Origin of the sequence: Micromonospora sp. NPDC005206, from assembly GCF_040608175.1 — a bacterium.
Taxonomy (GTDB): domain Bacteria; phylum Actinomycetota; class Actinomycetes; order Mycobacteriales; family Micromonosporaceae; genus Micromonospora.
The window spans coordinates 17,720-39,936 of record NZ_JBEXHU010000028.1; the positions used below are offsets into that span (position 1 = coordinate 17,720).

17 protein-coding genes and 1 pseudogene are annotated in these 22,217 nt (G+C 71.1%); 8 read left to right on the plus strand and 10 right to left on the minus strand.

Features of this window, described 5'->3' with window-relative positions:
* Positions 1-42 precede the first annotated feature (42 nt).
* Entirely contained in the window at positions 43-1,416 is a 1,374-nt protein-coding gene (locus tag ABZU69_RS32285) for a serine hydrolase domain-containing protein (RefSeq protein WP_354968079.1), read from the minus strand.
* 340 nt (positions 1,417-1,756) lie between these two features.
* Here ABZU69_RS32285 and ABZU69_RS32290 point away from each other — a divergent pair.
* From ABZU69_RS32290 to ABZU69_RS32305, 4 genes and pseudogenes are all read left to right on the plus strand, one after another.
* Positions 1,757-3,843: pseudogene (locus ABZU69_RS32290) on the plus strand (cellulose binding domain-containing protein).
* A 78-nt stretch (positions 3,844-3,921) separates the two neighbouring features.
* Positions 3,922-4,782 (plus strand): DUF2637 domain-containing protein, encoded by an 861-nt coding sequence (locus tag ABZU69_RS32295; protein ID WP_354968080.1) that lies wholly within the window; start codon positions 3,922-3,924, stop codon positions 4,780-4,782.
* A gap of 370 nt (positions 4,783-5,152) precedes the next feature.
* Positions 5,153-5,812 (plus strand): replication-relaxation family protein, encoded by a 660-nt coding sequence (locus ABZU69_RS32300; RefSeq protein WP_354968081.1) that lies wholly within the window; start codon positions 5,153-5,155, stop codon positions 5,810-5,812.
* Positions 5,813-6,375: 563 nt separating this feature from the next.
* Positions 6,376-6,567 carry a hypothetical protein gene (locus ABZU69_RS32305; RefSeq protein ID WP_354968082.1) on the plus strand — a complete coding sequence of 64 codons (192 nt, stop codon included), beginning with the start codon at positions 6,376-6,378 and terminating at the stop codon, positions 6,565-6,567.
* 446 nt (positions 6,568-7,013) lie between these two features.
* Here ABZU69_RS32305 and ABZU69_RS32310 read toward each other — a convergent pair whose 3' ends face one another.
* Positions 7,014-9,824, minus strand: coding sequence for a M14 family zinc carboxypeptidase (locus ABZU69_RS32310; RefSeq protein WP_354968083.1), 2,811 nt, complete (start codon positions 9,822-9,824; stop codon positions 7,014-7,016).
* Positions 9,825-9,989: 165 nt separating this feature from the next.
* On the opposite strand from ABZU69_RS32310, the gene ABZU69_RS32315 reads away from it, so the two are divergent.
* Entirely contained in the window at positions 9,990-10,385 is a 396-nt protein-coding gene (locus ABZU69_RS32315; protein ID WP_354968084.1) for a hypothetical protein, read from the plus strand.
* A gap of 100 nt (positions 10,386-10,485) precedes the next feature.
* Here ABZU69_RS32315 and ABZU69_RS32320 read toward each other — a convergent pair whose 3' ends face one another.
* Positions 10,486-11,829: a glycoside hydrolase family 18 protein gene (locus ABZU69_RS32320; protein WP_354968085.1), complete on the minus strand. Its 1,344-nt coding sequence runs from the start codon at positions 11,827-11,829 to the stop codon at positions 10,486-10,488.
* A 146-nt stretch (positions 11,830-11,975) separates the two neighbouring features.
* On the opposite strand from ABZU69_RS32320, the gene ABZU69_RS32325 reads away from it, so the two are divergent.
* A complete protein-coding gene (locus tag ABZU69_RS32325) occupies positions 11,976-12,860 on the plus strand; it encodes a bile acid:sodium symporter family protein (RefSeq protein WP_354968086.1) in 885 nt (294 codons plus the stop codon).
* A gap of 50 nt (positions 12,861-12,910) precedes the next feature.
* On the opposite strand, the gene ABZU69_RS32330 is transcribed toward ABZU69_RS32325, so the two are convergent.
* The 7 genes from ABZU69_RS32330 to ABZU69_RS32360 form a co-directional block, all read right to left on the minus strand.
* Entirely contained in the window at positions 12,911-13,330 is a 420-nt protein-coding gene (locus ABZU69_RS32330) for a PPOX class F420-dependent oxidoreductase (protein WP_354968087.1), read from the minus strand.
* A gap of 111 nt (positions 13,331-13,441) precedes the next feature.
* On the minus strand, positions 13,442-13,840 hold the full coding sequence (locus ABZU69_RS32335) for a DUF4190 domain-containing protein (protein WP_354968088.1): 399 nt from the start codon (positions 13,838-13,840) through the stop codon (positions 13,442-13,444).
* Between the two features lie 30 nt (positions 13,841-13,870).
* Positions 13,871-14,260, minus strand: coding sequence for a hypothetical protein (locus tag ABZU69_RS32340; protein ID WP_354968089.1), 390 nt, complete (start codon positions 14,258-14,260; stop codon positions 13,871-13,873).
* Entirely contained in the window at positions 14,257-16,710 is a 2,454-nt protein-coding gene (locus ABZU69_RS32345) for an AAA family ATPase (protein ID WP_354968090.1), read from the minus strand. Before ABZU69_RS32345 ends, ABZU69_RS32340 begins: the two co-directional genes overlap by 4 nt.
* An 81-nt stretch (positions 16,711-16,791) precedes the next feature.
* Entirely contained in the window at positions 16,792-17,697 is a 906-nt protein-coding gene (locus tag ABZU69_RS32350) for a hypothetical protein (RefSeq protein ID WP_354968091.1), read from the minus strand.
* 140 nt (positions 17,698-17,837) lie between these two features.
* A complete protein-coding gene (locus ABZU69_RS32355) occupies positions 17,838-18,347 on the minus strand; it encodes a hypothetical protein (protein ID WP_354968092.1) in 510 nt (169 codons plus the stop codon).
* Positions 18,348-18,430: 83 nt separating this feature from the next.
* Positions 18,431-18,955, minus strand: a complete 525-nt coding sequence (locus tag ABZU69_RS32360; protein WP_354968093.1) for a DUF4352 domain-containing protein — start codon at positions 18,953-18,955, stop codon at positions 18,431-18,433.
* A gap of 84 nt (positions 18,956-19,039) precedes the next feature.
* Between ABZU69_RS32360 and ABZU69_RS32365 the strand changes: the two genes are divergently transcribed.
* Positions 19,040-20,962, plus strand: a complete 1,923-nt coding sequence (locus tag ABZU69_RS32365; protein ID WP_354968094.1) for an N-6 DNA methylase — start codon at positions 19,040-19,042, stop codon at positions 20,960-20,962.
* Positions 20,963-21,146: 184 nt separating this feature from the next.
* Positions 21,147-22,211 carry a serine/threonine-protein kinase gene (locus ABZU69_RS32370; RefSeq protein ID WP_354968095.1) on the plus strand — a complete coding sequence of 355 codons (1,065 nt, stop codon included), beginning with the start codon at positions 21,147-21,149 and terminating at the stop codon, positions 22,209-22,211.
* The last annotated feature ends 6 nt before the right edge of the window (positions 22,212-22,217 follow it).

A 22,217-nucleotide genomic window follows, 5' to 3' on the forward strand; every position in this document is an offset into this window, starting at 1 on the left:
TATTCCTGCTCTGCCGGCCCTGTGGTGCCGCGGGCGCGCCCCTCAGAGGATCTTGGCTAGGACGTCGCCGACGGCGGCGCGTACCGGATCGGGGTTCGCCCAGCTCCAGTTGGGGTGGGCCCGGTTGGTGAGCAGGACGAGGACGAGTTTGCGGTTCGGGTCGACCAGGAGGGACGGCCCGGCGAAGCCGGTGTGGCCGAAGGTCTCGGGGGAGGCGAGCCTGCCCATGAACCAGGGTTGGTTGAGGACGACACCGAGGCCGTGGGCGGCGGTGCGGTTGGGGTGTTCCGGGTCGATGGCGGGCTTCCCGGCGTTGTGGTTGGTGAGCATCTGTCGAACGGTGGCGGCGGCGAGGATGCGCTTGCCCTGGTATGTGCCGCCGTTGAGGAGGAGTTCGCCGATGGCGGCCAGGTCGGTGGCGCTGGCGAAGATGCCGGCGTGACCGGCGACGCCGCCCAGGTGGTTGGCGACGTCGTCGTGGACGGTGCCGCGAAGGAGGCCGCGGGACGAGCGGGCGTCGGTGGCGACCAGACGGGTGGCCTTGGCGTCGCTGGACAGCCAGGTGTTGGGGTTGAAGCCCGTGTCCCGAAGGCCGAGAGGCCCGGTGAGATTGGTCTTGAGAGCCTGCTCGAGGCCCTGACCGGTGACCTTTTCCACGATCTTGCCGGCGACCATGAGCCCGACACTGGAGTAGCGGAACGTGTCCCCGGGCACAGCGCCGGAGACCAGTGGGGTGGCGAGCACGGCGTTCCAGCGGGCCGCGTTGTCCGGCAGGCCGGTGACCTTGGCGCCGACGGGGAGGCCGCTGGTGTGGGTGAGCAGCATCTCGACGGTGACCCGGTCCTTGCCGGCGCCGGTGAAGGCGGGCAGGTAGTCGCGGACGGGGGCGGCGAGGTCGACGCGCCCCTTGTCGACCTGCTGCAGGAGCAGGATGGCGGTGTAGACCTTGGTGACCGAGGCGAGGTCGAAGATGGAGTCGGGGCGCATCGGAACGCGCTTGTCAGCCGAGAGGAGTTTCGGGCCGGCCGCGTAGCGGAGCGCCTCCCCGAGAGCGGTGTGCACGGTCGTCTTGCCGTTGACCTGGACGACGGCGACGGCACCGGGGAAGCCGCTGTGCTGAAAGGTCTGCGGCGTGGCGGGCAGGTGTTGCCGGAGCAGCGCGGTCACGTAGCGGGCCTGTTTCGCTGGGATGCTGCCGCCGCCGGGGGCCGCGCCGTGGTTCGCCGTGCCGGGCGCCACCGAGGGCTTCCCGGCCGGGCCGAACCCCGCCCTGTTGCCGGCTGCGTCGGTCACGGCCACCGCATCGCCCGGGTCGGTCCCGCCCGCGCCCAGTCCGCGCTTGTCATCGCAGCCAGCGAGGGCGGAGGTTACGGCGGCCAGGCCGGCCCCGAGCAGCGTACGACGGGCGACAGACATGCCCGTGATGGTGGCAGCCGACCCGCCCGCACGCCACCCCGCCGGCGGATCCGTTCGCACACGGCAGGAGGGTGGGCCGAAAGGCTCGGACCTGCACTTGAGGTCGTCGGATCGGCGTGACATTCTTGGCCGTCGATGATTTGTCGCGCGCGCGGGGCTGACGCCCGTCCATGGGCAGCCGGGATCCCTTGGTGGATTCCCGGGGGACGGTGACACGAGCGATGGCATACCGGGAGCCGTCCGTCCACGAGTCTGCCCGCCACCACGCCGCGTCTCCCGTGCGACCGACCGGTCCGAGGCTGGGCGACTCACTGTCGTTCTCCGCAAAGGAGCCCAGCCAATGCCGTACCCGAAAACCCGCAGGGCCCGGCCCGCCCGATCCCGTCACACGGCTCTCCTGGCGAGCCTGCTGCTCGCCGTGGGCGCGCTCGCCGGCGTCAACCCCCGACCGTCAGCGCGGCAGCTGACCCGGTTGCCGTAACCGTGAACGCGCGGGCGGGGTTGGCGACCGTGCCCGATACCGCACTGGGCGTCAATCACGCCATCTGGGACCAGCACCTGGGCAGCGCCGAGACGTCGGACCTGCTGCGCGACGCCGGCGTGCGGATGTTGCGGTACCCCGGCGGTTCGTACGCCGACATCTACCACTGGAAGGACCACACGGCACCCGGCGGGTACGTCGCACCGGGGACCGACTTCGACACCTTCATGGCCGCGGTCCAGCGGGTCGGCGCCGAACCGATGATCATCGCCAATTACGGCACGGGTACCGCGGCCGAGGCCGCCGACTGGGTGCGGTACGCCAACGTGACCAAGGGCTACGGCGCGAAGTACTGGACGGTCGGCAACGAGAACTACGGCAACGGCCACTACGGATCGGCCTGGGAGGCCGACGACCACCCGGACAAGAGCGCGACCCAGTACGCGAGGCTGGTCATCGAGTACGCCGATGCGATGAAGGCGGCCGACCCGAGCATCAAGGTCGGCGCGGTGCTGACGATGCCGGGCAACTGGCCGGACGGGATCACCGCCGGCGCCGACCCGGGCCCCTGGAACCAGACCGTGCTCTCCCTCGCCGGCCCGAAGATCGACTTCGTCGACGTGCACTGGTACCCGGGTGGCACGGCCGCGGAGTCACTGGCCCGGACCAACCACATCCCCGACGCGGCCTACCTGCTCCGGCAGCAGCTCACCCGGTACGCCGGCCCGAACGCCGCGCGCATCGGCATCAGCTTCACCGAGTTGAACGTCGACGCCGGCCGGACCACCCAGCCGGCGGCGCTCTTCCTGGCCGACGCCTACAGTGGGCTGCTGGAAAACGGCGTCTTCACCGTGCAGTGGTGGAACGTGCACAACGGCATCGGCACGGTGTCGGAGGTGGCGGGCCAGACCGACTATGGGGACTTCGGGATACTGTCCAGCGGCGCCTGCACGGAGGACGGCTCGGTGTGCGAGCCGCCGCTGAACACACCGTTCGCGCCCTACCACGGGCTGGCCATGATGAACGTCTTCGCCAAGGCCGGCGACCAGTTCGTCCGCGCCGGCACCGACCAGTCGCTGGTCAGCGCCCACGCGGTCCGCCGGGCCAACGGTGACCTCGCGGTGCTGCTGGTGAACAAGGATCCGGACACCGCGCATCCGGTCACCATCGACTACGCCGGGTTCACCCCGTCCGCCGCCGCGCCGACGGTCTCCACCCTCACCAACGGCGCGGCCGGCATCGCCACCAGCCAGTCCGGCTCGGCGACCAGTCGGACGCTGCCGCCGTACTCGCTGACCATGCTCGTGCTGCGCCCGACCGGCGGCACCGCCGGGCGGCCCGCGGCGCCGGGCCAGCCCACGGCCAGCGGCGTCACCGACCGGTCCGCGACGATCTCCTGGCCGGCGGCCACCCCGGGTGGCAGCCCGATCGCCAAGTACGAGGTGTACCGGCAGAACGGGGCGATCAGCGAGCAGCTCGGCGAGACCAGGGCCACCTCGCTCACGGTCGGCAACCTGGTGCCGGGCAGCAGGTACACCGTCAACGTGCTGACCCGCGACACCGCCGGCCGGGTGTCCTGGTCCTCACCGCCGCTGACCTTCGCCACCGGCAGCCCGGCCGAGAGTGCGTGCACCGTCCGCTTCACCACCAACAGCGACTGGGGCAACGGCTACATCGGTAACGTCGAGATCATCAACAACGGGACGAGCCCGATCAACGGTTGGACGCTCATCTGGCGGTGGCCGACGGGCTGGCAGCAGGTGAGCAGCGGCTGGAACGCCACCTGGGAGCAGGTCGGCGCCGCCGTGCGGGTCACGCCGACCGACGACAACCGACAGATCGCCGCCGGCGGCAGCGTGAGCGCCGGCTTCGTCGGCGCGTACAGCGGGCCGAACGTGCTGCCCACCGCGTTCACCCTGAACGGCATCCTCTGCACGAGCGGCTGACAGGGCCACCGTGGCCGGCCGGCCCGTTCGCCGGGCCGGCCGGACCACGGCACGGCCAGCCGGGGGGTGTTCACGCATGTGCATGACATCGCGGCGACGCATGGCCAGCTGGGCTGGCTGGCCTGGGCCGACGCGGTCGTGCTGGAGTTGACGTCGATCGCCGCCGGTTTGGAGTTGCGCCGCCACCGGCGCTTAGGCACCAGCGTCGCCTTCCCCGCCACGGTGCTGACGTTGGTGGTGTTGCTGTCCCTGGCCGCGCAGGTGGTGGAGGCCGAGGCGTCGGTGATCGGCTGGATCGCCGCCGCGCTGCCGGCGTTCCGATTCCTGGCGATGATAGAGATCGCCCTCGGCCGGGACCCGACCCCTCACCGGACCGCTCGGCCCGACCGGACCGCTCGGCCCGACCGGACCGCTCGGCCCGACCGGACCGCTCGGCCCGACCGGACCGCTCGGCCCGGCCGGACCGCTCGGCCCGGCCGGACCGGGCCACGACCGGCGCTCGTCGCTGACACGTTCGTCTCGGACCCTAGCGAGACGGTCCGGGACCCCATTGCCGCGGTCCCCGCCGCTGCGGACCGGGGCCGGACGGTCCCGGACCGCCGGGACCACGAGGCGGCAACCGGCGGCGGCCCGCAGGTGGCGGCGCTGGTCCCGGCCGCCCGGACCGCCGCCCGCGCCCTTACTGTCGAGAAGACATCGCTATCCCGCAAGGCCCTCGCCGGACAGCTGCGCCTGGACGGGCATCAGCTGTCAAACGCCACCGAATCGGCGCTCGTGCGCGTCGAGATCACTCCACCGGCACCGACCGCGCCGGAACTGCCGCGAATGGAGGCGCGTGACCGAACCACGAGGTCCTCTGTCAGCCCGGGTCGCCGCTGTCAGACCAGTTCTTTCGTCTGGCAGCAAGCCGGCGACCTGACAGAACCTGGCAGAACCTGACAGAACTGTCACCGCGACGTCGCCCGCCGCGGCTGTCTGGGCGCAGCAGCGAGGGCGCGCATCGAAAGCCCATCCGCATTCCTGATCGAGGAGCTTCACGCATCATGACCCTGCACAACGACCATCACCTGCGTCGCCAACGCCGTCACCGACCCGGCTCACGCAGACTTTCAGCGCACCGTTACGCCTGACGCGGTGTGACCCGCCGTTACGGTGTCGATGTCGGTCCCCGTTTCACCGTCCGCCTTGATCCCGACCCCCAAACGGGACCCCCCGTACTCGCTCACAGCCCAGGTCAACACCACTCTCATCGCTCCTGATCGGCTCCAGACACACCCTCATGTGTGGGGTGTCCCCCCAGGGGACGCCCATGCGTAAACCGCTACCGGCTCCGGACCCGCTGCTGCGTCTACAGGCCAGCATCACCGCCCGCGACGACCGCCTCCTCGGCTGGCTCTACGACCATGGAGTCCTCACCACCGACCAGATCGGCGCCGCACTGTTCCCATCCCTGGACTTCGCCCAACGCCGGCTACGCCGCCTCACCGTCCTGCCCGCGACAGACCGGTTCCGACCCAACCGGGCCTACGGCGGCTCCTACCCGTACCACTACGTCCTGGACCAGCTCGGCTACGACCACGTCCACGCCCAACGCGGACTCGCACGACCACGCCGCGACCAGGCCCGCCGCCGCAAGCAATCCCTCACCGCCCGGCCGGACCTGCCGCACCTGCTCGGCGGCAACCAGGTCTTCATCGACCTCGCCGCCCACGCCCGCACCCACCCCGACACGGCCCTGGACCGGTGGCAGCCCGCGTCCGCCTTCCACGAGCCTGGGGTGTTCTACCGCCGAGGCGGCAACCCGCAGATGATGGTCCACGGTCCGAGCGGACTGCCCCGCCCCGACGGCGCCGGGGTGTGGACCGAGCACGGACGGTCCGTGCCGTTCTTTCTCGAGTACGACACCGGCCGCGAACGCCTCAACATCCTCACCGAGAAAATCGCCAAGTACGAACGGTCTACGCCATGAGCACCTGGACTGACTGCGCCTCGCACTCGGCGCCAGCCCCGCCCAGCAGATCTGGCAACTGACCGGCCGCAGCACCGGCAGCCACCGCCTCATCGACCTGCCCTACAGCGACACCCACCACGACGACGAGTTCCCGGCCCACACCTCTTCCCGCGTGAACGAGCGGCAGCCTGATGGCCCAGGCCAGGTGGGGCGTCACGCGGTCTGCGAGGCCGACACGCCCGCGTGACACGACCGCCCCCACACCGCCGCACTTGGGCGGCGGTAGGCGGCGGCCGTCGACCGCCGTACGGCCCTACCGGGCGAGACAAGGGCGCGGGCAGCACACAGCCAGCGTCACATATCGGCGACCACGCCGGTACTCACCCATCTGTCAGCACGGAGCTCCGGCGACAGGCCAGCGATCCAACCGCGCACTCACACCAGCCACGCGACGTGACAGATCGCGTGAGTGGCGACCCCGTTCGCTTCCGCAGCCACCGGAGGTACTCTCCGCAGCCCTCGCCCCTGTCGTCGGTTCATCGCTGTCTGAGCGAGCGGCACAACCCGGCTGATCAACCCTGGTGCCAGTTCCCAGGAGAAGGGGTCCGCTGACCCGCCTGGTCAACGCCGTCATGATGGCCGGGGTACGCCTCGTGCTGGCCCCGAGCAACCGGTCCGCCGCCGTGGCCCACAACATCGCCCTCGAAGCGGGCCAGTACATCGCCGGCCCACCCGGTCGTGGCCACCTCTGCACCGGCGATGCCCAGTGCTGATGCAGGTAGCAGCATGCGGGTCACCCCCCACGTCCCGGCGTCGCTCGACGCGGGCCGCGAGCTGGATCGCGGCGGCCGTGCCCTCGTGGACGATCGACACCGGCGCAGGAGCCGATTGGCTTCCCTGGCCGTCCCCACGGAGGGTCCCATCCTTGGTTGAGACGCTGTGGAGCTGATGTCACCAACGATTCACCCGATCGCCCTGCCCGCCTGAATCGTTGGCGACATCAGCTCCACAGGCTCCGAACGCCACTACCGGCCCCCAGGTCGGCCTGGTCGTCAAGGGCAACATCCCGTAGCCCAGCCGGGCCTCGGCTGCGGGTCACTGCCGAAGGTCAGCTCCACCGACCGGAGGAAGATCGGGCGCCGGCGCATCCGGAACCGGCCCCAGAACGCGCCGAAGCGCCCGCCCCGTCGGGGCGGGCGCTTCGCTGTGCAGCGATTCGTCAGCCCACCACCGACCGCAGCGGCACCTTGGCGTCGCGCAGGGCGCGCACCAGATCACTCGCGAACGGGTGTTCGTCCACCTGGAGTCCCTGCGGGTTCGGGATCACCACGTACGCCGAACCGCCCTTCGCGGACGCCCGGGCGTCCGTGGTGAAGCGTTCGACGATGGCCCGGGTGCGCGGGAGGTCGCCCGCCGCCACCTCGATGGTGACCGGCCGCCACCCGCCACCCAGGTCCGCCGCCACCGGCGCGGCGGCGGCGCTGGCGCGCGCCGGGTCGATGCCCGGCGTGCGCCGGGCGTCCGGCGCGGTGGTCGCGTCCGCCGGGTAGAGCAGCGCGTTGGCCACCAGGTGCAGACCATTCTCGTTGTACGCCCGGAAGAGCGGGTTGAACGCGAACAGCACCGCCCGACCGGCGCCGGTCGGCTCGTCGACCAGTGCCGCCGTCCCCTTCAGCGTGTCGCCGCCGACGGTGTAGCCGTTTGCCCAGAAGGTGTCGCCCGCTGGGTAGCGGAGCACGTTGGTCCCGGTGGTGCTCGGGTTGAGGATCGGGTCGCTGTTGTTGAACTCGAAGTCCTCGGCCGGGCGGCCCAGCGCCACCGGGCTGTCGTGGTCGACGTCGACCCGCAGGTGCGAGCCGATCACCTGGTAGCCGGCCGGTTTGGGCTTCTCGGTGGTGGAGGTGAGCCCGGCGGCCCGGGCGACTCGGGTGCCCTCGTTGCGCAGCCCGATGTAGGTGTGGCCCTGGGCGATCCAGTCGCGCAGGTTGGCCTGCCCAGCGGTGGTGAGGCCGCCGGTCGGGCTGCTGCCGTCCGGCACCAGCAGCACCGTGCGTCCGGTGAACGCCTCGGTGTTGTCGTTGATGTCGGCCGTGGTCACCGGCGTGAGGTCCAGCCCCCACCGCTTGCCGAGCACGTACCGGGCCTCGCCGTGTGAGCCTGACGTGGTGGAGATGCCGGTGCCCTGGAACAGCCCCACGTCCGGTAGGTCGAGTCGGGTCCCGGTGGTCCGCCCGCCCGGGGTGAGGGTCACTCCGAATGATTCGGCCAGCTCGTCGACCGTACGGCTCAGTCTGCTCGCCGGTAGGGCGACCGTGCTGGTGTCCAGGTTGCGCACGAGCGGCACGCCGCGGCCGAGCAGGGTGAAGGTGAACTCCGCGGCCGCCGCCGAGTCCAGCGGGTAGCTGTACGAGCCCCACGGCCACGCCAGCCCGCTGCGGCCGCCGGAGATCTTGCGGACCAGCTGGGCCTTCGGCCGGACGTTGTCGCCGGTGTAGATGGTGGAGACGCCCATCAGCAGCGGGTTGCTCCAGGACGACACGTCGTAGAAGTAGGGGAAGGGGACGTACGGGTCCTCGCCCATGATCGCCTGGATCCAGTGCTTCTGCGGCTGGTCCATGGGGATCCAGTACGCGCCCTTGGGCACGGTCACGTTGCTGGCCGACCGGCCGCCGAAGATCCGGGCGGTGGGCACCCGGGTCGCCTTCTGCACCTCGTACACCTCGACGTCCATCCGGCGCAGCCGCTCGACGAGCTGGCGTACGTCGGCGAGCTGCCGGTCGGGCAGCAGGAAGTACGAGCGGATCTTGATGTCCGGAACCGGGAACTGGACCTCGTTGGTGGGCTGGACCACCTCGTTCGGCTCCAGCGTGCCCGCCCTGCCCTGCGCGAGCGCGTCGGTCCAGATGTCGAAGTAGTCGCTCAGCACCTCGTGCTTGTTCGTGGCGGCCCAACCGAGCGTCGCCCACTGGGTGTTGAACTGCTGCTGGACCCGGTCGACCACCGCCGAGGCGCTGCCCTTCTCGTACGTCATGCCGGCCGCGCCGAAGCCGGTGGTCGGCACCGTGTCGCCGTAGCCCATGAAGAACATGTCGTAGGTCGCGTAGTTGAAGTAGCACTCGGCGTCGTCGTCGTTTTCGCAGGCGCCGTTGTAGCCGAAGCCGGCCTTGTTGGCCTCGCCGATCCGGTTGATCCAGTCCACCGCCTCGCCGGCGATCTCGTGGTGGATCGGGTCGGCGTTGGGCGGGAAGAAGTACTGGCGGCCAGTCATCTCGTGGGCGTCGATGAAGACCTGCGGCGGGTAGCGGCGCAGGAGTTCGAGCTTGCCGTCGGTCTCCTGCTGGGTGCGGGCGAACCAGTCCCGGTTCATGTCGAAGCCGAACTCGTTCTGCCGCCGGGTCGCGTCGCGGCCGTCCGGGTTCTGGGTGGGGACGATGATGGTGACCAGGTTGTCGTTGCGCTTCTCGACCGCGCAGGACAGGCCGGCGGCCAGCTCGTACAGCGTCTTGAGCGCGGCGTCGGTGCCGCTCTTCTCGCCACCGTGCACGTTCGCGGTGACCCAGACGATGGCCGGGCTGTCCTTGGCGGTCCGGGCGGCCGTCCTCGCGCTGGTCCGACGCGGATCCCGCAGGTCACGCACGTCGTCGGCGATCCCGCGCAGCGCCGACGGCCGGACGTTGCGCTCGTTGGACACCACCGCGTACGGCAGCGGCTGACCGAGCACGCTGGTCGCCATCACCCCGGTGACGACTCGGTCGGAGGCGCCGTCCACCGCTCCCAGGTAGGTCCGGACCTCGTCGTTGGTGACGACCCGCTCCTGACCCACGCCGAGCGGGAAGCCGAGCACGGTCTCCGGGGCGGGCACGGTGCTCAGACGTGCCGTGGGGTCGGTGCTGCACCGGGGGGACTGTGCCGCGCCCGCGGCGGATGTGCCGCTGAGCAGGGGAATCGTGCCGAGCAGGAGTGTGATCGCGGCGGCACTCGCCAGCCGCCTCGTGGGGACCGTCCAGGACGGACGCATCGATGGGGCCATGTCTTTGTTTCCCTTCTCGGGAAAAGCCTCGCAGTGGCCGGAGCCTATGAATCGCGGATACCCGGGTCAAGGTCTGATCGACTTTGATGATTGCGTGGGGTGCCGGCGGAGGCGCTGGCTGGCAGGATGGCGGTGTGCGGATGTCTCGCCTGGAAGGAGGAGACGGTGCTGGCCTCTCAGGAGACGATCACGCTGTCGGTCTTCCCCGATCTTCCATCTGCCGACGCTCGGCGTTCTCTGGCGTCCTGGCTGCGGTCCGAGGACCGGCTTCGCGAAAAGGTGACGGCGGCGCCCGCCGCCGGTTCGACGACGCCGTCCGACGACACGTCGGCGGAGGGCACGGACGTGCTGCTGGTGGCGGTCGACAGCGGCGGGGCTGTCATGGTGCTGGTCCAGGCGATCGCCGGCTGGTTGACCCACCGTCGCGAGGACGTGACGGTGAAGCTCACCCGTCCGGACGGATGGTCGGGGGAGTTGGACGTGCCCCGGGCCCGTGACATGGACGAGGTGACCGCGCTCATCGAGGCCGCGGTACGCGCGGTGGCATCCGAGCAGGGGTAGACCGAGCTGATCGATCGCGGTCTGGCGCACGGACCACCGGCCCGCCGCCGACCGATGGATCGGTCGACGACGGGCCGGGGGACTGCCGCAAGCGATACGGCTACCAGGTCGTCAGCCCGAGGCCGATCGTCTTGGTCAACGTGGCGTTGTCGTCGTCGCCGTCCAGCGACCAGATCATGGCGCCGGCCAGGCCGGCCCGCCGGATGTAGAGCGTCTTCTGCAGCACGACCGCCGGGTCGTCGTACGTCCAGAACGTCGTACCGTCGAACAGCCAGGCGTGCCCGGAGCGCAGGTCGCGGTGCACGGTGTAGCCGTTGCCGGCCAGGGTCTTGAGCTTCTTGTAGTCCTCGTACCCGGCCTCGAAGGTGGCCGGCGCGGGCGCGGCGGCGGGTTTGAACAGGCCGTTGCCGCCGCCGGTGATGCCGGTCCAGCCGCGACCGTAGTACGGGATGCCGAGGACCAGTTTGTCGCGCGGCGCGCCGCGGGTGATCCAGCCGTCGATGGCCACCTCGGCGGAGAAGTCCGGGTTGTCCGGAGCACCCGCCGGCACGCGCAGCGCGGACTGCTGGTTGGTCACCGCGTCCCAGCCGCCGTGGAAGTCGTACCCCTGCACGGTGGCGAAGTCCAGGTACTTGAAGATCTTGCGACCCTCGTACCCGGCGTCCATGGCTGCGGGGTTGGCCGGCAGGAACGCGGTCAGCGCGTAGTGCTCGCGGGTCGTGCGCCCGTACGCGTCGAGTTGCCGGCGGAATTCCGCGAGCAGCCTGGTGAAGTTCTCCCGGTCCTCCGGGCGGATGACGTTGCCCGGCTCACCGGCCCAGTTCGGCCACTCCCAGTCGAGGTCGATGCCGTCGAACACGCCGGCGGCGGCACCCGGCCCGCCCGCGGCGCCGTCACCGCCCGGCAGGTTGCCCTTGAGGTAGAGGTCGATGCAGGAGGCGACGAACGCCTTGCGGGAGGCGTCGGTGAGGGCGGCGTTCGAGAAGTACGTCGACCAGCTCCAGCCACCCAGCGAAATCAGCACCTTCAGATCGCGGTGCTTGGCCTTCAGCTTGGCCAACTGGCCGAAGTTGCCGTTGAGCGCCTGACCCGGGGCGTCGGCGACACCGTCGACGCTCTCCTCGGCCGGCACCGGACGCTGGTAGTCGGCCCACGCGTCACCCTCGCCCGGCCCACCGTCGACATAGCAGCGTCCGTCCTCACTGACGTTGCCGAAGGCGTAGTTGACGTGGGTGAGGCGACTCGCGGCCCCGGAGGTGTCGAGCTTCTTGACCGGGAAGGCCCGGCCGTAGATGCCCCACTGGGTGAAGTAGCCGACCCGGTGGTAGCCGGCCCGGCGGTCGGGTTTGTCGCCCGCGCTCGCGGCGGTCGGCGGGGCGGCGGTGATCAGCATGGCCGCAAGGGCGACGACGGCGGTCAGGCGGCGGTGGCGGAATGGTCGCATCGGCACACTCCCACGAGGAATGGAGCGGAATTAGTAAAGAGTCTTGCCTGATTGATGAAGTTAAGCCGATCACCGTCGACGGTCAAGAGCCGTCCGGCCACATGGGGGATGGCGGAGTCATTACCGGGTGGTAACGATGTTGTGTCATGGACTCAGCCCTGACTCTGATCGGACTGCCCATCGCCCTCGGCATCATCATGCTCGGCCTGGGTCTCGGACTGACCATTGCGGACTTCCGCCGGGTCGCCCAACATCCGAAAGCCGCCGTCATCGCGCTGGTGTGTCAGGTGCTGGTGCTGCCGGCGCTCTGCTTCGCCCTGGTCCTCGCCTTCGACCTGGCACCCGAGCTGGCCGTCGGGATGATGCTGCTGGCCGCTTCCCCCGGCGGCACCACGGCCAACCTCTACAGCCACCTCTTCGGCGGCCACGTGGCCCTGAACATCACCCTCACCGCCATCAACTCGGTGCTCGCCGTGTTCACCCTGCCGATCCTGGTCAACCTGTCGGCGGCCTACTTCCTCCCCGACGGAAGGAGCCTCGGCCTGCAGATCGACAAGGTGCTGCAGGTCTTCGCCATCGTGCTCGTCCCGGTCGCGATCGGTATGTTGATCCGCGCCCGGGTGCCACACGTCGCCGAGCGCCTGAACCGCCCGGTCCGGATCCTCTCCGTCGTGGTGCTCGTCGCCGTGATCGCCGGCGCCGTGCTCGGCGAGCGGGAGAACATCGCCGACTACTTCGTCTCGGTCGGCCTGGCCGTGCTCGCCTTCAACCTGCTGAGCCTCGCGATCGGGTACGGGGTGCCGCGACTCGCCGGAGTCGACCGGAGCGCCGCGACGGCCGCCGGATTCGAGATCGGCATCCACAACAGCACCCTTGCCATCACGATCGCGCTCAGCCCGGCGTTGCTCGACAGCACCCAGATGGCGATCCCCGGGGCGGTCTACGGCATCGTCATGTTCTTCACCGCGGCGGCCTTCGGCTACCTGGTGACCCGCGTCGGCGCCCCGGCCGTCACCCCCGTGCAGCCCTGACCGTGAGGTCGCTGGCCCGGCCGCCGGTGCCGCCGGCCGGGCCGTGTCGGTCAGCCGACCTGGTTGTTGTCCTTGAGTGAGCCCCACCCGTGCCACCGGTCGATCTCGATCAAGGCACTGACCCGAGCGCGCTCCCGCCGGGGATACGCGTTGCCGGTGTAGTGCTGGGACAACCGGTCGATGTCCGCGAGGCCCTCGTCCGGCCGCAGTTCGGCGACGTGCCCGATGATGCTGACGTGGGTGTACCAGCCGGCCTCATCCAGCACGGTGAGGGAGACCCGGGGGTCGTTCCGGACGTGCTCCAGCCGGCGGCGACTCTCGTCCATGTTCACCAGGATCCGGCCGTCCTCCCACAGGTACCAGGTGGCGGCGGACACCGGCTGACCACCGTTGCGAAGCGTGGTCATGACGGCGGGGTTCGGCTTCTGCAGCATGGCGACCGCGGCCTCGGGAAGCGGTGGCTTGGACATGAAGTCTCCTCTTCGCGTCAGGGGGTTACCCCTGCACGTTACGCACCCGCCGGTCCGACCGCGTTCGGATGGCGATCGTGGCGGGGCAGGTGTGCGGTCCGTCGTTCCGCCTCACGGGGTGGGGGTGGTCGAGGGGGTCGCCGCGCCGATCAGTCCGCCGAAGAAGACCATGACCGTGAGCATGATCATGGGGGCGACGAAGACGTACCCGAGGACCAGGCCGGCGACCGCCATGCCGCGCCCGGACTTCGAGTTGTTGCGGGTGTCGTGCAGGCCGACGTGACCGAGGACGACGGCGAGCAGGCACGGCACCCCGAACAGGCACCACCCGCCGAGCACGCCGAGGATTCCGAACACCAGCGACGTCACGGCCAGGCTGGAGGTGGGCGGGCCGTGCACGACGATGTGCGCCGGCGGGTACCCGATCGGCGGGTACGGGCCGGGGCTGGCCGGCGGGGCCGATGCCGGCAACGCGGGCCGGTGGGGGTCATAGCCGGGGTGGTAGCTCATGGTCACTCCTGTGCAGGTGGGTCGGTCCGGTCATCGCTGGTCGAGTCGGGTGAGCAGTGCGTTCACCTCGGTGTGCAGCCGGCGTAGCTCCGCGGCCGTCGGCGCCAGCTCGTAGCAGTGGTGGTGCGCGGCGGTCGAGAGCGTGGCCCACGCGTACGCCACCCGCCGGGCGGTCTCCGTGCCCGGCCCGAGCCGCCCGCGCAGCATCAGCTGCTTGGCTCGGCCCTGCCGGCAGGCTGCGACGGTCGGCTTGACCCGCCGCCAGTAGGCGTCGATGCCGCCTTCCAGGGCGAGCCGGATCAGGCAGGCGCAGGCCCGAGGCCACCAGCCGCCGGGAATGGCGACGGCCCCCAGCAGGCCGGAGCCGCGCAGCAACTGGTCGGCCGCCGCCAGGCAGCGCTGAGGTGTCGGCGCGGTCACCGCAGCGCCCCCGCCAGGAGGCGGGCGTCCGCGACCAGGCCCGGCAGGTCCGCCAGGTACGCGCCGTGCACGCCCTCCCGGCACGCCTGGTACGCGTCCACCGCCCGTCGTCCGTGCCGACGACTCAGCTGGCCGAGCACGTCACCGCCCCGATCGGCGTCGTCGAACAGCGCCAACGCGACGATGGTGGCCAGCCGGCGCGACGCGGCCTCGATGGCCGCCTCGATGTCGTCATGCGGGACACCCCGGGCGACCCGTACCCGCCAGACCACCCGGTGGCAGGCCGCCTCCAGCGCCGAACGGCACAGCTCCGCCACCACCGGCCCACGTACCTCGGCGGGGATGTCCTCGTTGCGCGACAGCGCGTTCGCGTCGTCCAGGTAGCGGGTCACCGGATCCGAGCCCGGCCGCAGCGTCACCACCGACCGCTCCGCACGGTGCACCTCGACGATGCGGGCGCCGCCGAGGCCGAGCCGGGTGACCGCGTCGGGCAGTCGGGTGTCGTGGGTGAAGACCACCACCTGCCGCTGCTCGGCCAGCTCGGCGAGCACCCGTGCGAGACCGTCCACCTTCGACGGGTCCATGCTCTGCACCGGGTCGTCGACCACGATGAACCGGAACGGGCTCTCCGGGGCGCAGCTGCGCGGCAGGAAAGTGGCCAGCCCGAGCGCCTGCATCTCACCCTGACTCATCACACCGAGGGCGGTGCCGTTGTCGGCGCCGTCGACGCTGACCGGGAAGACCACCCGCCGCCGGGTGTTCGCGCCTTCGAGCGTCATCGCCCCCAACTCGACGTTGCTCTCCTGCCGCAACTGAGCCCAGATCCGCTGCGAGTGCCCGGCGAACGGCGCGACCCGCTCGTTGCGGATCTCCGTACCGGCGCCCTTCAGCCAGCCGCGCGCGGCCTTCAACCGGGCCAGGGTGGCCTCCCGCGCCGGCAACCCGCCGGCCGCGGCCACCCACTCGCGCACCTCGGCCGCCGCCGCCCGCCAGCCGGTGTCGCGCTGCCGCAGAAACCCCTCCGCGTACGAACGCGCCGCGTCCGCCGCCGCCACCACTGCCGGGTAGCGCGCGGCCAGGTGGTCGGCCAGGTCGGCCGGCTGCCCGGGTACGCGCCGCAGCGCGGCCACGGCATCGCGCAGCGCCCCGACCGGCGGCTCCGACCCGGGACCCTCGGGCACCGCGAGATCGTCGATCAGGTGGTGCGTCTGCCGCAGCAGAGTCGTGAGCCGGGTCGCCGCCGTCTGGGCGGCGACACTGCGCTGCCGGAGGTCGGTCAGCGACTGCGCGGCGGCGGTACGCCATCCGCCGTCGAGGGTGCCGGTGGCGCAGACCGGGCACGGTCCGTCGCCCTGGTCCTCGTGATGTTCGAGGGCGAGCCGGAGCAGCTCAGCGCTGCGCAGCGCGGCCCGGGACCGGCCGCCGTCGTACCGCAGGGCCTCGGCCGCCGCCTCCCGCAGCTGACCGGCCAGCCGGGTCACCTCGTCGACCGGCGGCGGAGCGAGAGCGGCGAGTTCCCGGCAGAGCAGCACCGCCCGGTCGGTCGTCGCCTCGTCGGGCTCGTCGAGGATCGCCGTCACCGCGGCGAGGTCGACCGCGCCCCGGCCGCGTAGCAGCGCGACGGTTCGCCGGGCCCGGTCGTCAGTGATCCCGGACAGCGCGTCGGCCAGGGCGGAACGCTGTGCGCGTACCTCCTTGATGGTCGTGTCGTGCGGCCGGGCGGCGCGCAGCAGACGCTGGTCGGCGTCGGTGAGGGCGTCCAGGCCGAGGATCGCGAAGAGCGCGTCGAAGAGCTGGCTCTGCGTGCCGGCGGCGAGCTTGCCCAGCTCGGCGGCGGTGAGGAACGGCCGGTACAGCTCCAGCGGGCGGGCCAGACCCAACTCGGTGAGGCCGGTGTGCCGGCCCCGGGCGCTGGTGACGGTCACCTCGGCGTCGGCCAGCTCGGCTCCGACCGGCCAGGCGCGGTGCACCCGGGTCGGCGTGGCCACGCCGTCGACCCGCAGCTCCACGCCGACCCAGCATGGATCCGGGTTGTGCAGGTTGCGCCACCCGGTACGCCAGACGCTCGTCTTGTCGGCCCACCGGGCGCTGTCGCCGGTGAGGGCGAGTTCGACGGCCTCGGCGAAGCTGGACTTGCCGGAGCCGTTGCGGCCGACGACCAGGGTGAGGCCCGGACCGGGGTCGATCTGGAGGGTCCGTTCCGGGCCGACGCCGCGGAACCCGGCGACGGTCACCGACTTCAGCCAGATCCGGTCCGCTGGACCGTCGCCGGTGAGGGAGCGCGGGTCGAGCCGGGTAGGAGTGCCGGCGAGGGCGGCGGTCAGGTCGTCCTCGCTGGTGAGCGCGGCGAGGACCAGCTCGGCGGTCTCGGTCGGTACGTCGTCAGCGGCGGCGAGTCGGTCGAAGATCAGCTCAATCAGCGGTGCGGTCGGCTGGGGAGGCTGGGTCATGGTCGTCTCCAGGCGTGTGGTGTCCGCGGGCCGACGACTCGCCGGCCCGCCCGGGTGAGCGGTGGAAGGAGGTGCTTCGTCTCAGCGGGCGGGGCGCCACTCGCCGCAGTTCTGGGAGCTGAAGGCGTAATCGGAGGAGCGGATGGTCACCTGTACCCGGCGGGCGCTGTTGGTGAAGTAGTTGTCGATGGTGTCGCCGGACTTGTTCTGCCGTTCCCAGTAGCAGCCGTCGACGTCGGTGGTGACGTACGTGCCGGGCTTGATCTCCTTCCCGACGCGGAACGTGCCGGAGCCGAAGAGTCGACCCTGGGCCGCCAGGTCCACGTCGACCTGCCCGCGTTTCACCGTCTCGCGCCACTTTTTCGCGTACGGGTAGGTGGGGCAGAGCTGGAGGGCGGCGTTGATCTCCGGGATCTGTTCACTGCTGGCGGCGAAGTCCGCCTCCAGGTAGGTGTCCTCGGGGTCGACGGCGGCACACATCTCGTACAGGGTCGTGATGTTCCCGTCCTCGTACTTGGACGTCTTCAAAGCGGCCTTCTCGGTGTCGGTCACCGGGTAGATCTCCGCCTGGGAGTCGCAGGACGTCGGCTTCGCCGTCCACACCTCGCTGAAGTCCGGCCGGCCGTCCTTGCCCGGCTGCACCGTGAGCAGCGCGTTCCCGTCGTTGCCCGTGTTGCACTCGAGGCTGACCGGGGGCTGCTCCGGTGTGTTCTTCGGATCGTCGGGATAGGTGTCGCTGGAGTCGGGGATACCGTCGCCGTCCCGATCGGGCGGCGGGGGCGGAGTCGGCGACGCGCTGGGAGAGGCGGACGCGCTCGAGGTGGCGGTCGCCGGCGTGGCGGTGGGCCGCTGCTGGTCGCCGCAGCCGGTGAGCGTGGTCGCCAGCAGGGCGGTAGTGAGCAGCGCGCCCGAGGCGCGGACGGCTCGACGCCGGCGGACGGTCCGCGTCGAGGAATGGGGGGTGCCGTACGGGTGGGGGAGGGCCATGGTCGTCTCCGGGACGCGGGAGGACAGCGGTACGGCGGAGTGCCGGACCGCGGCGAAGGGCAATGGAGGTGCGGCGGATCTGCCGAAGGAACGCTGTCGACCTGATGACGTAACTGGATCAGGGTTGGAGGAAGGAGGTGTCAGTCCGAGAGGGTGATGATCATTTGGAGGCCGTCATCCGGGTGGTAGATCCAGGAGGCCTTCATGTCCTCCCACTCGCCGGACTGCCGCCCGTCCAGGGCACGCGTCACTTTGACCTCCGCAACGACGGCGTCGGGCACGTGCAGCTCGGTCCAGTAGCACTGCAACTGCTCCAGCTTGAGGCCGGTTCTCTCCTCGCCGACGCTCCGTAGCGTCAGGGACCTACCGTCGTCGCCCAGCATCGCCCAGTCGTGTCTGCCGGCACCGCACGCCTCTCGGGCGGCCTCGAGCGGCGAATCGCGCTGGATCATGAAGAGGATGCCCGCGGCCGCCGCCAGCAGTATCACCATTGCCGCCGCCACGATCAGGTACCGACGCCTCCGGCCCGGCACCGCGTTCGCGCTGGAGGCGTCGTCCTCAGGGCCGTTGATCGAGGTCCGGTCGGCGCCCGAGGTCGGGTCTGGATCCACGGGACTCTCGTCCGGATCAGGAGTGGTCGGGACGGTCATGGCGAGGCTCCTTCTGTGAACAGGTGGGCTGTGAACAGCCGGGGCGGATCGTTCAGACCCGCCCCGGTGCTACGGGAGAGTGGTCAGCCGAGGGAGACGTCGACGCCGCCGGAGAAGGGCGAGTCGTGCAGCTCGAGCTTGGCGATCTTGACCTTCTTCGGGATGTCGAAGACGACGACGCCGCTGACCTGGTTGCCGGGGTTGACGTCGTTGAGGAACGTCTCGGCGTTCTTGTTGGCGTAGATCGCGGCGCCGGTGTCGGCGGAGTACTCGGTGCCGTCGGCCGCGTACGCCTTCTGGCTGCTGCCGTCGAACATCTGCGCTTCCTTGCCGATGTTCTTCACGTTGACGGTGACCAGGCAGAACTGGCCCTGCGCCTTCTGGCCGAGCAGGTCGCTGCCGACCTTGGTGACGCCGCACTTGGCGGACTTCACCGTGAACTCGAACTTGCCGTCGCGGGCCGCCTCGCCCACCTTGGCGGTCTTCGCCGGGGCGTCCTCGCCCTTGCCGCCGCCGCCGGAGCTCGTGGACGTGTCGGCGGCGCCGGAGCCGCAGCCCAGGGCGATGAGGCCGGTGGCGAGCAGAGCGAGAGTGGTGGTCTTGCGCATCGTTGTCCTCCTGATGTGAACGTTGCGGCGTCAATAAGAGCATCGTCCGAGAACGGTGTCAACAGACAATCTCGTGCTTGACAGATGTGCGAGACTTTCGGCGTGCAGGAGAACCCGACCATCACGGCAGCGGAGATCGCCCGGCTCGCCGGAGTCGGTCGCGCTGCGGTCAGCAACTGGCGCAAGAGGCACCCCGACTTCCCCGCCCCGGTGGGCGGGACGACGGCGAGCCCCGAGTTCGACCTGATCCAGGTCGAGCAGTGGCTACGCACCCAGGGCAAGCTCCCCGAGCTCGCCACCGCCGACCGGCTCTGGCGTCACCTCGCCGCAGCCAGCGACTCCCCGGCCGCCGGGCTCTCGGCCGTCGGCGCGCTGCTGTTGGCCCGTCAGCGCGGCTCCCGAAGCGGCCACCCCGACGCACAGCTCGCGCCGCTGCTGCCCGACGTCGACGCGCTCGCCGACGAGCTGGGCCCGCAGGGTGCGTTCGACGAGCTGTGGCAGCGGTTCTCCGCACCAGGGCCCGGCCGCCCCTTCGCCACCCCCGACGACCTCGCCGACCTGATGATCGGGCTCGCCAACGTCGGCGGCGGCTCAGTGCTCGACCCGGCCGCCGGCTCCGGCGCCATCCTGCGAGCCGCCGTCCGCGCCGGCGGCACCTCGGTGTACGGGCAGGAACTCGACGAGGACCTGGCCCGGCTCGCCGGCCTGTGGTTGGCCCTGCACGACGTACCCGGAGAGGTCTGCCCCGGTGACTCCCTGCGCGCCGACGCCTTCGCCGGCCGCACCGTCGACGCCGTCGTCTGCCACCCACCGTTCGGCGCCACCAACTGGGGCGACGAGGAGCTCGGCCACGATCCCCGCTGGATCGTCGGCACCACACCCCGCACCGAACCGGAGCTGGCCTGGGCGCAGCACGCCCTGGCACACCTGCGCGTGGGCGGGCACGCCGTACTGCTGATGCCGCCCACGGTCGCCAGTCGGCGCGCCGGCAAACGGATCCGCAGCGAGTTGCTGCGCCGAGGCCACCTGCGCGCCGTCATCGCGCTCCCGCCGGGGGTGGCGGCGCCGCACGGCGTACCGCTGCACCTGTGGGTGCTGCGGCGGGCCGCGGCCGACGCGCCGCCACCGGCGCGGGCGCTGCTGATTGACGCCGCCGGAGGCGACCTGGCCGACACCGCTCCGCGTGTGCTGGCCGCGTGGCGGGCCTTCGCCGCCGCCCCGGACGCCGACGTCGAGGAAGCCGGCTTCGCCCGCCCAGTCCCGGTCATCGAGCTACTCGACGAGGAGGTCGACCTCACCCCCGCGCGCCGGCAACCGGCCGTCGGGGGCGAGGCGTCAGGAGAGCATCTGGTACGCACCAGAGAGCGCCTGGCCGCCATCGTCGGCGAGCTGCCGGCGCTGCTGCCGCAGGTCACACCCGCGGCCGAGGGGCCGGACGGCCTCTTCCTCACGGTGGGGGAGTTGGCGAAGACCGGGGCGCTCCAACTGATCGGCCCGGTCCGCGCCGGCACGTCCACACCCGCACCCGATGGGCCGCCGGTGCTCACCGTGCCGGACGTGCTCGCCGGGGTGGAGGCGTCCGGGCGGGTCGACGACCGGTTCGGGCAGGAGATCCCCCTCGCTGTGGGGGATGTGGTGGTGCCGATGATCGCGCGGCAGCTCATCCCGCGGGTGGTCACCGCCGACGGCGCACTATTGGGGCGCAACCTCTACCTGCTGCGACCCAACCCGGCGGCGCTGGACCCGTGGTTCCTGGCCGGGCAGCTGCGCACGTCCGCCAATGAGAAGCAGGCGTCGAGTCTCTCGGGAACCATGCGGTTCGACATTCGACGGGCGCAGGTACGGCGGCTGTCGCTCGACGAGCAACGGGCGCACGGGGACGCCTTCCGGCGTCTCGACGCCTTCGAGTCAGCGATCCGGCAGGCCGCGTCGCTGGGGGCGGAGCTGGCCCAACTCACGGCCGACGGCCTGGCCCGGGGAACGATCCGGCCGGACGAGACGCGATGACCGCGGTGCACGGTCGCCTCCCGAGCGGCCCGCGTGTCGTCGGATATCAGACGGCGGGCCAGCGCTAACCGCCATTCGGACGCTTCCTCGTTGAAAGTTCAACGTTGTACGGTCATGCGTCCGACCAGCGTCGAGCCGACAGGCAGACGAGCAGTTTGGGTGGGTGTCATCGTGAGGGGGACGAATGACGCTGGGCAGAATCGGCGGCTACGAGTTGGTCCGGCCGCTGGGCTCAGGTGGTATGGGCGATGTGTTCTTCGCGGTGTCGCCGACCGCCGAGCGGGTCGCCGTCAAGGTGATCAAGCAGCACCTCATCGAGGCGCCCACGGTGCGCGAGCGGTTCGCCGCCGAGGTCGACAGCCTCAAGCTGGTCTTCGGATCTCGGGTTGCCCGCCTGGAGGGTGCCGATCCCTACGCGAACCCGGCCTGGCTCGCCGTCGAGTACGTCCCCGGGGCCACGCTGCGACAGCACGTCGACGCGCGAGGGCCGCTTCCGCTGCCGTTGGCCGCGATGGCCGGCGCAATGCTCGCCGAAGGCCTCGCCAAGGTGCACCAGGTCAAGCTGCTGCACCGCGATCTCAAGCCGCAGAACATCATCCTCGGCCCTGACGGACCCAAGCTGATCGACTTCGGCTTGGCGGTGCTGATCGAACGAGATGACTACCTGACCGAGCCGGGTGCCCTGGTGGGCACTCCCGCGTACATGTCACCCGAGCAGGTCAAGGGTGAACGGGACCTCACCCCGGCGGTCGACATCTATGCGCTCGCCGCGACGTTGGTTTTCGCCCTCACCGGCCACGGGCTCTACCCGCCGACCAACTCGTGGAACCTGCTGCTGCGCATCAGCGAGCCGGCCGACCTTCCTGATCTCTCCGCGGTGCCGGCCGAGCTGGTGCAGTTGCTCGGCACGATGCTCGCCTTCGACCCCACCGCCCGACCTGGCCTGACCGACGTTCGCGCTCGGCTGCTCGCGGTCGCCACCGCCGCCAGCGGCAAGAGCGTCCACGCCCTGCGCCAGGAGGTGGCGGCGCTCACCTACGACGGGGACACCGAGCTGCTGGTTCCGCCGGACCTGGATGATCCGCGACAGGACCCGGAGGGCGCACCGGTCATCGAGGCGGACACCGTCCCGGTGCCGGAGACGGCACCCACGAAGGTCGACCCCGAGCGGCCTGCCAACCCCCGCGCTGACGTCACCTGGCTGGTCGACAAGGTGCGCCGCCAGTACGCCCGCCGCTCGACCCTGTAGGAAGGC

Excerpts from the sequence above, each read along its gene's own strand:
- ABZU69_RS32285 (WP_354968079.1), bottom strand. The coding sequence starts at position 1,416 with ATGTCTGTCGCCCGTCGTACGCTGCTCGGGGCCGGCCTGGCCGCCGTA.
- ABZU69_RS32300 (WP_354968081.1), top strand. The coding sequence starts at position 5,153 with ATGCGTAAACCGCTACCGGCTCCGGACCCGCTGCTGCGTCTACAGGCC.
- ABZU69_RS32310 (WP_354968083.1), bottom strand. The coding sequence starts at position 9,824 with ATGGCCCCATCGATGCGTCCGTCCTGGACGGTCCCCACGAGGCGGCTG.
- ABZU69_RS32320 (WP_354968085.1), bottom strand. The coding sequence starts at position 11,829 with ATGCGACCATTCCGCCACCGCCGCCTGACCGCCGTCGTCGCCCTTGCG.
- ABZU69_RS32325 (WP_354968086.1), top strand. The coding sequence starts at position 11,976 with ATGGACTCAGCCCTGACTCTGATCGGACTGCCCATCGCCCTCGGCATC.
- ABZU69_RS32330 (WP_354968087.1), bottom strand. The coding sequence starts at position 13,330 with ATGTCCAAGCCACCGCTTCCCGAGGCCGCGGTCGCCATGCTGCAGAAG.
- ABZU69_RS32335 (WP_354968088.1), bottom strand. The coding sequence starts at position 13,840 with ATGAGCTACCACCCCGGCTATGACCCCCACCGGCCCGCGTTGCCGGCA.
- ABZU69_RS32345 (WP_354968090.1), bottom strand. The coding sequence starts at position 16,710 with ATGACCCAGCCTCCCCAGCCGACCGCACCGCTGATTGAGCTGATCTTC.
- ABZU69_RS32350 (WP_354968091.1), bottom strand. The coding sequence starts at position 17,697 with ATGGCCCTCCCCCACCCGTACGGCACCCCCCATTCCTCGACGCGGACC.
- ABZU69_RS32355 (WP_354968092.1), bottom strand. The coding sequence starts at position 18,347 with ATGACCGTCCCGACCACTCCTGATCCGGACGAGAGTCCCGTGGATCCA.
- ABZU69_RS32360 (WP_354968093.1), bottom strand. The coding sequence starts at position 18,955 with ATGCGCAAGACCACCACTCTCGCTCTGCTCGCCACCGGCCTCATCGCC.
- ABZU69_RS32365 (WP_354968094.1), top strand. The coding sequence starts at position 19,040 with ATGTGCGAGACTTTCGGCGTGCAGGAGAACCCGACCATCACGGCAGCG.
- ABZU69_RS32370 (WP_354968095.1), top strand. The coding sequence starts at position 21,147 with ATGACGCTGGGCAGAATCGGCGGCTACGAGTTGGTCCGGCCGCTGGGC.